Origin of the sequence: Brevundimonas sp. UBA7664 (assembly GCF_002483305.1) — a bacterium.
Lineage (GTDB): Bacteria > Pseudomonadota > Alphaproteobacteria > Caulobacterales > Caulobacteraceae > Brevundimonas.
In genome coordinates this window covers 26,495-37,347 of record NZ_DLHQ01000048.1, presented here as the reverse complement: position 1 = coordinate 37,347, position 10,853 = coordinate 26,495, and the positions used below count along the sequence as shown (strand labels likewise).

The 10,853-nt window shown below is 69.1% G+C and carries 8 protein-coding genes; 2 read left to right on the top strand and 6 right to left on the bottom strand.

The window, feature by feature from the left end; translation table 11 throughout:
- Positions 1-834 (bottom strand): winged helix-turn-helix domain-containing protein (locus B2742_RS11555; protein ID WP_292066389.1); only part of this gene is annotated, 834 nt, incomplete at its 3' end.
- A gap of 70 nt (positions 835-904) precedes the next feature.
- Between B2742_RS11555 and B2742_RS11550 the strand changes: the two genes are divergently transcribed.
- Complete coding sequence (locus B2742_RS11550; RefSeq protein ID WP_292066385.1) at positions 905-1,483, top strand: hypothetical protein; 579 nt, start codon at positions 905-907, stop codon at positions 1,481-1,483.
- A 54-nt stretch (positions 1,484-1,537) separates the two neighbouring features.
- On the opposite strand, the gene putA is transcribed toward B2742_RS11550, so the two are convergent.
- Positions 1,538-4,666: a bifunctional proline dehydrogenase/L-glutamate gamma-semialdehyde dehydrogenase PutA gene (gene putA, locus B2742_RS11545; RefSeq protein ID WP_292066382.1), complete on the bottom strand. Its 3,129-nt coding sequence runs from the start codon at positions 4,664-4,666 to the stop codon at positions 1,538-1,540.
- A gap of 115 nt (positions 4,667-4,781) precedes the next feature.
- Here putA and B2742_RS11540 point away from each other — a divergent pair, with 115 nt between their 5' ends.
- Entirely contained in the window at positions 4,782-5,867 is a 1,086-nt protein-coding gene (locus tag B2742_RS11540; RefSeq protein ID WP_292066379.1) for a glycosyltransferase family 4 protein, read from the top strand.
- A 151-nt stretch (positions 5,868-6,018) separates the two neighbouring features.
- Here B2742_RS11540 and B2742_RS11535 read toward each other — a convergent pair whose 3' ends face one another.
- From B2742_RS11535 to B2742_RS11520, 4 genes are all read right to left on the bottom strand, one after another.
- The gene (locus B2742_RS11535) at positions 6,019-7,089 is read right to left on the bottom strand and encodes a substrate-binding domain-containing protein (RefSeq protein WP_292066377.1); all 1,071 of its coding nucleotides are present in this window, start codon (positions 7,087-7,089) and stop codon (positions 6,019-6,021) included.
- Positions 7,090-7,282: 193 nt separating this feature from the next.
- A complete protein-coding gene (gene lpdA, locus B2742_RS11530; RefSeq protein WP_292066374.1) occupies positions 7,283-8,677 on the bottom strand; it encodes a dihydrolipoyl dehydrogenase in 1,395 nt (464 codons plus the stop codon).
- Between the two features lie 26 nt (positions 8,678-8,703).
- Complete coding sequence (locus tag B2742_RS11525; protein WP_292066371.1) at positions 8,704-9,147, bottom strand: hypothetical protein; 444 nt, start codon at positions 9,145-9,147, stop codon at positions 8,704-8,706.
- Between the two features lie 5 nt (positions 9,148-9,152).
- Positions 9,153-10,853 carry a 2-oxo acid dehydrogenase subunit E2 gene (locus tag B2742_RS11520; RefSeq protein WP_292066369.1) on the bottom strand — a complete coding sequence of 567 codons (1,701 nt, stop codon included), beginning with the start codon at positions 10,851-10,853 and terminating at the stop codon, positions 9,153-9,155.

The following is a 10,853-nucleotide window of genomic DNA, read 5'->3' as shown; positions in this document are numbered from 1 at the left end:
GGCCATGCTCCGGCGCAGGCGCAGCGGCCCGGCGCCCCGGGTCGCGAGCCAGACTGCGAAGCCGACGGCGGCGCCCAGCACGGCGCCCTCGCCCGCGCCGGTGATGCCGCCGGGCGAATGACCGACCAGAAGATTGAAGGCGTCCGCGCCCAGCATCTTGACCACAGCGCCGACGATCAGACCGCCCGCGCTGCCGCCCAGGGTGGTCCACAGGGGATGACGCCGCGCCAAGGCGTCGGCCGCCGCGACGCCGAAGCCGACCCCGGCCCCGCCCAGCAGGCCGACGAGGGCGGTGAGGGCGATGAGGACCAGCATCACCGAGGCCGATCCCATGGCGCCGTCCGGCGCGGGCGACAGGATGAAGGCGCCGTAGAGGACGCCGCCCAGGGCGCCGGCGAACCCGCCGCCGGCGACGGCGGCCAGGCCGGTGGAGAGGAGGCGCCGCCGGACCGGCGCCCCCTCGGCCTGCACGGGCGGCGCGGGTGTCGGGAGGGCTGCGATGGAGGCTTCGCCGTCCACGGCCTCGACCGGGGCGATGAAGCGGTAGCCGTATTTGGGCACGGTCTCGATGAAGCGGGGCCGGGCGGCGTCGTCGCCGAGGCAGCGCCGCAGGCTGCGGATGCACTGGGTCAGGGCCTCATCGGTGACGGGCACGCCGCGCCAGACCTCGGCGAGGAAACGGTCCTTGGACACCAGCTTGCCATGCTCGCTGACCAACAGCGCCAGGGCGTCCAGATAGCGGGCGTTGAGATCGACCGGCGCGCCGTCCCGCAACAGGCGGCGGTCGCGGGGATCGAGCACGAAGCGTTCGAAGCGAAAGCCGCCGGGCTCCATTTTTCAGCAGGTCCTCATGAGTCGCTCATGCCGCTCACCCGGGGCGCGGAGCATGGATGCAGCCTCACTCATGAAACAGGGCAAGGCAATGGCGGGGATTACGGAAGACGGGGCTGCGGGCGCGGGACGGTGGCTGCGGAGGCTGGTCTGGGGCGGCGCGGCCTTCGCCTGGCTGGTTCCGCTGGGCGCGCAGATGTTCGTTCCCGGGGCGCTGTGGACGCCGCTCGACTTCATCGTCTGGGGCGTGATGCTGCTGGTCGCCGCCGGCCTGTGCGAGGTCGGGCTGCGGCTGTCCGGCGATCTGGCCTATCGCGCGGGGATGGTCGTGGCGGTGGGGACCAGTTTCCTGATCACCTGGTCGAACCTGGCCGTGGGCATCATCGGAGACGAGGATAACCCGCTGAACCAGATGTTCTTCGGCGTGATCGCCATCGCGATCGTCGGGGCCTTTCTGGTCCGGTTCCGGCCGAAGGGGATGGCGCTGGTGATGGCCGTGACGGCGGCGGCGCAGTTCGGCACGGGCTTCGCGGCCCTGGCCTATGAGCAGTTCGTCTTCATCATCGTCGGCGTGTTCGCGCTCGGCTGGCTGTTGTCGGCCTGGCTGTTCCGGGAAGCGGCGCGGGGGGAGGCCCCGGTCGCCGCAGCGTAGAGCCGCCGTTTGCGGTCCCCCTCCCGATCGGCGACGGCAGGGGGACCGCGAGGCTCAGAGATTCAGCAACGCCGGGTCGCCGCCCTGAGCGGAGATGTTGTTGCTGATGGCTTTTTCAGCGGCGTAGCGGATCAGGCTGTACGGTCCGCCGGCCTTGGGGCCGGTGCCGGACAGGCCCTCGCCACCGAAGGGCTGGACGCCGACGACGGCGCCGATGATCGAGCGGTTGATGTAGACATTGCCGGCAGGGACCAGACGGGAGACCTCGTCGGCGAAGGCCTCGATACGGCTGTGCACGCCCAGGGTCAGGCCATAGCCGCGGGCGGCCAGTTTCGACGCCGTCTCCTTCAGTTTCGAGGGCTCGTAGCGGCAGACGTGCAGGATCGGGCCGAAGACCTCGCGCTCCAGATAGTCGGGCGTGGGGATCTCGGCGATGGTCGGCGCGAACAGGTGGCCCTTGTCGGCGCCGGCGGGCAGTTCGGCGCGGGCGATGATCTTCGCATCGCCCTCGAGCCGCTTCAGGTGGGCCTCGAGCATGGCCTTCGCATCGGCGTCGATGACCGGGCCGATGTCGGTGGCGGGATCGGTCGGATCGCCCACGACCTGGGCGGCGAGCGCGCCCTTGAGGCCCTCGATCAGGGCGTCGGCGGCGTCATGCGGGACGTAGAGCAGGCGCAGGGCCGAGCAGCGCTGACCCGACGAGCCGAAGGCCGACAGGATGACGTCGTCGATGATCTGTTCCTTCAGCGCCGTGGTGTCGACGAACATGCCGTTCAGCCCGCCGGTCTCGGCGATGAAGGGGATGATGGCGCCCGGACGGGCGGCCAGCGAGCGGTTGATCAGGCTGGCGGTGTCGGTGCCGCCGGTGAAGGCGACGCCGTCGATGCCGGGGTGGCTGACCAGTTTGGCGCCGACCGTCTCGCCGCGACCGGGGACGAGGGCCAGCAGGTTCGGGTCAAGGCCGGCCTTGTAATAGAGGCGCACGGCCTCGGCGGCGATCAGCGGGGTCTGTTCGGCGGGCTTGGCGAGGACGGCGTTGCCGGCGGCCAGGGCCGCGGCGATCTGGCCGGTGAAGATGGCCAGCGGGAAATTCCACGGGCTGATGCAGGCGAAGACGCCGCGGCCATGCAGGACCAGCTGGTTGATCTCGCCGACGGGGCCCTTGAGCTCGGTGGGACCGCCGAAGTCGCGTTCGGCCAGCATGGCGTAGTAGCGGCAGAAGTCGGCGGCCTCGCGGATTTCGGCGACGCCGTCGTTGAGGGTCTTGCCGGCCTCGCGCGAGAGCAGGGCGACGAGCCGGTCCATATCGGCTTCCAGCGCATCCGCCATGGCGCGCAGCACGGCGCCCCGGCCCGCCCCGCCCTTGCGGTCCCAGGCGATCTGGGCGCGGGCGGCGGCGTCGACGGCGGCGTCGATGTCGGCTTCGGTCGCCTCGGAGACATGGCCCAGCACGCGGGACGTATCGAACGGATTGGTGACCGGCTGGGGGTTTGTCCCGGCCTTGAGCTTGCCGCCGATGATCGGGCCGGCGGTCAGGGTCTCGCTGTCGACCTTCTGAAGCGCGACGGCGTGGCGCTCACGGTCGGCGGCTTGCGAATAGTCGCGGCCCAGCGAGTTCTGGCGGTCCATGTACATGTCCTTCGGGGTCGGGATCTTGGCGTGGCGGTCGGGGTGGGCCTCGACGGCGGAGATGGGGTCGGCGGCGACGGCCGAGGCGGGCACCCGCTCGTCCAGCAAGGCGTGGACGAAGGAGGAGTTGGCTCCGTTCTCGAGCAAGCGGCGCACCAGATAGGGCAGCAGGTCCTCATGCCCGCCGACGGGGGCGTAGGCGCGGACCGTCACGGGGCCGAAGGCGTCGCGCGCGGCGTCATAGAGCGCCTCGCCCATGCCGTGCAGGCGCTGGAATTCGATCTTCACCGAGCGCTCGGATGCCATTTTGTACACGGCGGCCAGCGAGTGGGCGTTGTGGGTGGCGAACTGGCTGTAGATGTGCGGCGCGGCCTCGATCATCGCCTTCGCGCAAACGAGGTAGTTGAGGTCGGTCGCGGCCTTGGTGGTGAAGACCGGATAGTCGGTGCGGCCGAAGACCTGCGCGCGCTTGATCTCGGTGTCCCAGTAGGCGCCCTTGACCAGACGGACCATGAGCCGGCGGCCGGAGGTTTTCGCCAGTTCGGCGACGCGGCGGATCACCTCGGGACAGCGCTTCTGATAGGCCTGAACGGCGAGGCCGAGACCGGTCCAGCCGCCCAGATCGGGCTCGCACGCCAGCCGGTCGAGCAGCTTCAGCGACAGGGCCAGCCGGTCGGCCTCTTCGGCGTCCATGGTGAAGTTGATGTCGTACTGCGCCGCGATCCGGGCCAGCCGAAGGATGCGGGGATAGAGCTCGTCCCAGACCCGGGCCTCGTGGGTGGCCTCATAGCGGGGCGACAGGGCGGACAGCTTGACCGAGACGCCGTGGCCGGCCTCGGGGCCCTGCCCCTTGGCGGTCTTGCCGACGGCGGTGATGGCGTCGGCGTAGATCTTCTCATAGCGCTCGGCGTCATGGGCGGTGCGGGCGCCCTCGCCCAGCATGTCGAAACTGCACAGCCAGCCTTCGCGGTTGGAACGCTTCAGCGCCGCCTCGATGGTGCGGCCGACCACGAACTGCTCGCCCATGATGCGGACGGCGGCGGCCACAGCCTCTCGGATCACCGGCTCGCCCAGACGGCCAACGATCCGCTTGAGGAAGCCGGGCAGGTCGGTGCGGGCCTCTTCGTCCACATCCACCAGCTTGCCGGTCAGCATCAGGCCCCAGGTCGAGGCGTTGACGAACAGGCTGTCGGACTGGCCGAGGTGGGACGACCAGTCGGCCGAGCCGATCTTCTCGGCGATCAGCCGGTCGCGGGTCTCTTCGTCGGGCGTGCGCAGCAGAGCCTCGGCGAGGCACATCAGGGCCAGGCCCTCGCGGGTGCCGAGCGAGAACTCCTGCAGAAAGCTTTCGACCACGCCCTGTTTCTTGACGCTGGCGCGGGCCCGTTCGACCAGGCCGATGGCCTCGTTGAGGACGGCGGCGCGCTCGGTCCCGTCCAGCGGCATGTTGGCCAGCAGGCCCCGCACCGTGGCGGTCTCGTCCGCGAACTTGCCCTGGTCCAGCGCATCCCAATCCTGGGACAGGGCGACGGGCGGGGAGACATGTGCGTTCATGGCGGGCGTCCTAGACCATTCCGCAGCGGAACGGGAGAGGGTTGCGGCGTCTCGCCAACCGCTGCCCGAGGCGCTAGAGGTTGCGATCGATCAACGGCGGAGCCACCCGGCCCACATGCGCATCGTTCTGGCCACCGACGCCTGGGAGCCCCAGGTCAACGGCGTCGTCCGCACCCTGACCCGCACCGTGGCGGAATGCCGTGGCATGGGGCATGAGGTCGACGTCATCGAGCCCAGCCAGTTCAAGACCATCCCCTGCCCCACCTATCCGGAAATCCGGCTGGCGCTGGGGGCCGAGGAGGAGATCCGCGAACGGCTGCGCGCCTTCGAGCCGGAGGCGGTGCACATCGCCACCGAGGGGCCGATCGGCATCGCCACGCGGCGCATCTGCGTCGAATGGAAGCTGCCCTTCACGACCAGCTATCACACCAAATTCCCGGAATATGTCTCGGCCCGGTTCCCGATCCCGGTGCAGGTCGGCTACGCCTATATGAAGTGGTTCCACAAGCCGTCGGGCCGGCTGATGGTGGCGACGCCGACGCTGCGCGACGAGCTGGTGGCGCACGGGTTCAAGAACGTCTCGCCGTGGACGCGGGGGGTGGACACCGAACAGTTCAATCCCGACCTGCCGCGCATCTATGACGAGCTGGGCGGCAAGGACTGGCCGCGGCCGTTTTTCCTCAACGTCGGCCGGGTGGCGGTCGAGAAGAATATCGAGGCCTTCCTCGAGACCGACCTGCCAGGCACCAAGATCGTCGTCGGCGACGGCCCCGCCCGCGCCGAGCTGGAAGAGAAATATCCCGAGGCGAAATTCCTCGGGGCGCGGTTCGGCGAGGAGCTGGCGCGGTGTTTCCGCGACGCCGACGTCTTCGTCTTCCCGAGCTGGACCGACACCTTCGGCCTGGTGATCCTGGAAGCCATGGGCACGGGCACGCCGGTCGCCGCCTATCCGGCGCACGGGCCGATCGACATCATTCCGGGATCGAACGCGGGGGCCATCGACGCGGATCTGCGCACGGCCTGCCTGAAGGCGCAGGAATGCGACCGCAAGGCGGTGCGCGCCTATGCCGAGAAATTCAGCTGGCGCGCCTCGGCCGAGGAGTTCGTGCAGAACCTGCAGCCCTATCCCGAGCCCGAGCGCGGGCGGTTCTGGCGGCGGCTGCGGCGGATCGCGCGGTTGCGGCGGAAGGCGGCGGCCTAAGGTCTGCTTCTCCCTCCCCTTCATGGGGAGGGTCGATGGCGAAGCCATCGGGGTGGGGTTCGAAATGGCCGGAACGCGGACTGACGCACCCCACCCTGTCGTCGCTTCGCGCCGACATCCCTCCCCATAAAGGGGAGGGAGAACGTGATCCCTACTTCGCCGGCGCCGTCATCGGCGTCATGGCCGTGGCGATGGCGCGCTGGGCGGCCAGCTGGTCGGCGGGCAGCGGCACCAGACCGCGGTCCTGCAGATAGCCGCCGCGGCCGGCGGCGGCCTCGGACATGAACTCCATCACGAACTGCTCCAGCCCCGGCGTGACGCCGACGTGCTGCTTCTTGACGTAGATGAACATGGAGCGGGAGATCGGATATTCGCCCGAGGCGATGGTCTCCAGCGTCGGCATGACGCCGTTGACGCTGTGGGCCTTCACCGTGTCGTTGTTCTGCTCGAGGAAGGAATAGCCGAAGGCGCCGGTGGAGCCCGGCGTGCGGGTCAAGGTCTGGACGATGGCGTTGTCGTTCTCGCCGGAATCGACCCAGGCGCCATCCTCGCGCAGGGTGTGGGCCAGGGTCTCGAAGCGGTCTTCATCGCTTTCGGCCAGGGCGGCCAGGGCCGGGATGGTCTTGGCCGAGGGGGCCATGGCCAGCTCCAGCCAGGAATCGCGCGTGCCCGAGGTCGGCGGCGGGCCATAGACCAGGATGCGGGTCGCGGGCAGGCCGGGGTTGACCTGGTTCCAGGTGGTGTACGGGTTGGCGATGAAGGTCCCGTTCGGTCCCGGCACCTCCTTGGCCAGGGCCAGATACAGGTCGTCGCCCGAGAAGCCGTAGTCCGGGGCGTCGCGGGAGGTGGCGATGACCAGGCCGTCGAAGCCGATCTGGATCTCGACGATGTCGGTGACGCCGTTGGTCCGGCACAGTTCGAACTCGGAGGCCTTCATCCGGCGCGAGGCGTTGGCGATGTCCGGGGTGTTGGGGCCGACGCCCTGGCAGAAGGCCTGGATGCCGCCGCCGGTGCCCAGCGATTCGACGCGCGGCGCGGCGCCGCCCGAGGTGCGGGCGAAATTCTCGGCCACGCGGGTGGCGAAGGGGAAGACGGTCGAGGAACCGGCGGCCCAGATGCCGGCGCGGGCGGTCTGGTTGCCGGCGGACTGGTCGTTTCCGCAGGCCGCGAGGGCCAGCAAGGCGACGGCGGAAGCGGCGGCGAGCAGGGTGCGGGTCGTCATCGTCAGTCTCCGGACAACGGCTGAGGTCGCGCCGCTTGGACCACAGGTTTGTGACGGAGGGGTGGATGCTGGTGTGACGGTTCGACGACGGAAGGAGGCAGTAGGCAGTAGGGAGTAGGGAGTAGGGAGATAGTACCAGGAAGGGAGCGAGGCCCCCCCAAACGCCTACTGCCTACTGCCTACTGCCGGTTCCCTAGATGTGGATCGCGTGCCCCAGCGCCCGCAACGACGCTTCATGGAAGGCCTCGCCCATGGTCGGGTGGACGTGGATGGTCCCGGCGACGTCTTCGAGGACCGCGCCCATCTCCATCATCTGGGCGAAGCTGTTGGACAGTTCGGAGACGTGCTGGCCGACGGCCTGGACGCCCAGCAGGCGGTGATCGGTCTTTGACGCCAGCACCCGGACGAAGCCGCCGTCGTCGCCGGCCTCCAGCGCCAGGGCGCGGCCGATGGCCATCAGCGGGAAGACGGCGGTGATGACGTCGTCGCGGCCCTCGACGTCGAGGGGCGTCAGGCCGGCGGAGACGATTTCGGGCTCGGTGAAGCAGACGGCGGCGATGGTGACCGGGTTGAAGACCTTGTTGTGGCCGGCGATGATCTCGGCGACGACCTCGCCCTGGGCCGAGCCCTTGTGGGCCAGCATGGGTTCGCCGGTCAGGTCGCCGACGGCCCAGACGTTGCGCATGCTGGTCGCGCAGCGGTCATCGATCTTCACGAACGGCCCGGCCATGGCCACGCCCATGTTCTCCAGACCCCAGCCTTGGGTGCGCGGCCGGCGGCCGACGGTGACGAGGACCTTGTCGGCCTTGAGCTTGAGGGCGGCGCCGTCCTTCGTAGTGATGTTGAGCTGGCCCTTTTCGAACGACCCGGCTTTCGCCCCGAGGTGCAGTTCGACGCCGTGCTTCTCCAGCCATTTCTGGACCGGATCGGTCAGGGCCTTGTCGTAGAGCGGCAGCAGGCGGTCGGCCATTTCGACGATGGCGACCTCGGCCCCCAGCTTGCGGAAGGCGATGCCGAGTTCGAGGCCGATATAGCCGCCGCCGACGACGACCAGCTTGCCGGGCACCTTGTCCAGCGACAGGGCCTCGGTCGAGGAGATGACGTCGCCGCCGAACTTCAGGAAGGGCAGTTCGACCGGCTCGGAGCCGGTGGCGAGGATGACGTGTTCGGCGCTGATCGTGATGTCGCCGTCGGCGGTCTTCACGGTGCAGGTCTTGGCGTCGGAGAACTCGGCCCAGCCGTTGATGACCTTGACCTTGGCCTTCTTCAGCAGGCCCGCCACACCGGCGTTCAGCTTACGGACGATGCTGTCTTTCCAAGCGGTGGTCTGGGCCAGGTCGATGGCGGGCTTGGACGCCGTGATGCCGAGCGTACCGCCGGCGGCGGCCTTGGACACCGTCTCGAATTTCGAGGCGGCGTGGATGATGGCCTTGGAGGGAATGCAGCCGACGTTCAGGCAGGTGCCGCCGAGGCCGTCGCCGCCGTCGACGAGGATGGTGTCGAGGCCCAACTGGCCGCAGCGAATGCCGGCGACATAGCCGCCGGTGCCGGCGCCGATGATGAGGACTTTGGTTTTGATCGTTTGCATCTGTCTACTGGCGCCAATCTTGGTGGCTACTGCTCTCTGCGGCCGAAGGCCGGATCGAGTTTCAGTGCTTCGTCGAGGAGGATCATTCTTGTCGGCACCATCTCACCCGCGATCTCGTCGAGATAGACAGCGTAGGTCTGGCCGACCTCAGGAATCTCAATCCCGCTCCAGCATTCTCCCGGCGCTTGAACCTCCTGGGCGACCACGATCAGCGAAGGAGCGCGGCCACGGACGATTCCGACGGTCCGCAGTTCGGCGATCCAGCCTGGACGTTGTGACGATTCTGCGCCGGAGAGGGTGCTCGGTACGAACTCCGCAACATCTTCGCGGCTCGTGGCGGTAGCGACGGCTAGCGCATCATGGGTTTCCCGCGCCGGATCGAAAACATAGGGGGCGAAACAGGCATGAGCCGCTCCAGGAGACGTGATCGCCGCCAGCCCAATCGCTCCCGCAAGAACCAGACCCTTCATCGACCTCACCCCATCCACAGCGTCGCGGGATGCTCCAGCAGCCCCTTGATGCGCTGGACGAAGACGGCCGCGTCATGGCCGTCGACGATGCGGTGGTCGAAGCTGGAGGACAGGTTCATCATCTTGCGCACCACCATCTGGCCGTCCTTGACCACCACGCGCTCGGCGATCTTGTTGGGGCCGACGATGGCGACCTCGGGGTGGTTGATGATGGGGGTGTGGATGACCCCGCCCAGCGTGCCCAGCGAGGTGATGGTGATGGTCGAGCCGGTCAGCTCGTCGCGTTTGGCCGAGCCGTCCTTGGCCGCGCCCGAGACGCGGGCGATCTCCAGCGCCGTATCCCAGGGATCGAGAGATTCAGCGTGGCGGACCACCGGGACCATCAGGCCGTTGGGGGTCTGGGCGGCGATACCGATGTGGACGGCGGCGTGGGTGGTGAGAACGCCGGCCTCGTCGTCGTAGTGCGAGTTGATGGTCGGCTGGTCGCGCAGGGCGACGACCATGGCGCGGGCGATGAAGGGCAGGACGTTCAGCTTGGGCTGGTCTTTCGTCTTCCGCGAGTTGAGGTGGGCGCGGAGCTCCTCGAGGGCGGTGACGTCGATCTCTTCCACATAGGTGATGTGGGGGATGCGGCGGACGCTCTCGGCCATCTTCTCCGCGATCTTGCGGCGGACGCCGATGATGCGGGTGACGGTGGTTCCTTCGTGGCGCTCGTAGGCGGAGGCCGTCGATGATCCGGACGCGGATGATCCGCGGCCGCCGGAAGCGACGTAGGCGTCGAGGTCGCCGTGTTCGATGCGGCCGGCGGGGCCGGAGCCGGGGACGAATTGGAGCCCGATACCGAGGTCGCGGGCCCGGTTGCGCACGGCGGGCGAGGCGAGCGGGCGCTCGTTGCGGGCGGAGAGGGTGCGCGCGACGGGCGCCCCTCCACCAGCCTTCGGCTGGTCCCCCTCCCCGCGGAGCGGGGAGGAGACGGGGGCGACGGCTTTCGTCTGTCCCCCTGTCAGGGGGACCGAAGCCTGCGGAGCAGGGTTCGAGGGGGGCGGCGCCTCACCCTGATTGCCCTTGCCCTCGACCTGGAAGCTGACCAGAGGGCCGCCGACGGCGAGTTGCTGGCCCGCTTCGCCGTGCAGGGCGACGACGGTTCCGGCGACCGGCGAGGTCAATTCGACGGTGGCCTTGTCGGTCATGATGTCGGCGACGATCTGGTCCTCGGCGACGACGTCGCCGACCTTGATGTGCCAGCCGACCAGTTCGGCCTCGGCCGTGCCTTCGCCGACGTCGGGGAGTTTGAAGACGAAATTGCCGGCCTGTGCGGGGGCGGGTGCCCCCTCCCCCGCTTCGCGGGTACTCCCCCCGGTGGGGGGAGATTGCGGGGCGGATTGTCCCCCTGTCAGGGGGACCGAAGCCTGCGGAGCAGGGTTCGAGGGGGGCGGCGCCTCGGCACCGGCGGCATTGCCCACGCCCTCGACCTCGAACTCGACCAGCGGCGAGCCGACGGCCAGTTGCTGGCCGGGCTCGCCATGGGCGGCGAGCACCTTGCCGGCGACAGGGCTGGTCAGTTCGACCGTGGCCTTGTCGGTCATGATGTCGGCGATGATCTGGTCCTCTGCGACCACATCCCCGACCTTGACGTGCCAGGCGACCAGTTCGGCCTCGGCCGTGCCCTCGCCCACGTCGGGCAGTTTGAAGACGTAGCGGCCCAT

Coding starts and splice junctions, on each gene's coding strand:
- B2742_RS11520 (WP_292066369.1), bottom strand. CDS start 10,853: ATGGGCCGCTACGTCTTCAAACTGCCCGACGTGGGCGAGGGCACGGCC.
- B2742_RS11525 (WP_292066371.1), bottom strand. CDS start 9,147: ATGAAGGGTCTGGTTCTTGCGGGAGCGATTGGGCTGGCGGCGATCACG.
- B2742_RS11540 (WP_292066379.1), top strand. CDS start 4,782: ATGCGCATCGTTCTGGCCACCGACGCCTGGGAGCCCCAGGTCAACGGC.
- putA (WP_292066382.1), bottom strand. CDS start 4,666: ATGAACGCACATGTCTCCCCGCCCGTCGCCCTGTCCCAGGATTGGGAT.
- lpdA (WP_292066374.1), bottom strand. CDS start 8,677: ATGCAAACGATCAAAACCAAAGTCCTCATCATCGGCGCCGGCACCGGC.
- B2742_RS11535 (WP_292066377.1), bottom strand. CDS start 7,089: ATGACGACCCGCACCCTGCTCGCCGCCGCTTCCGCCGTCGCCTTGCTG.
- B2742_RS11550 (WP_292066385.1), top strand. CDS start 905: ATGAAACAGGGCAAGGCAATGGCGGGGATTACGGAAGACGGGGCTGCG.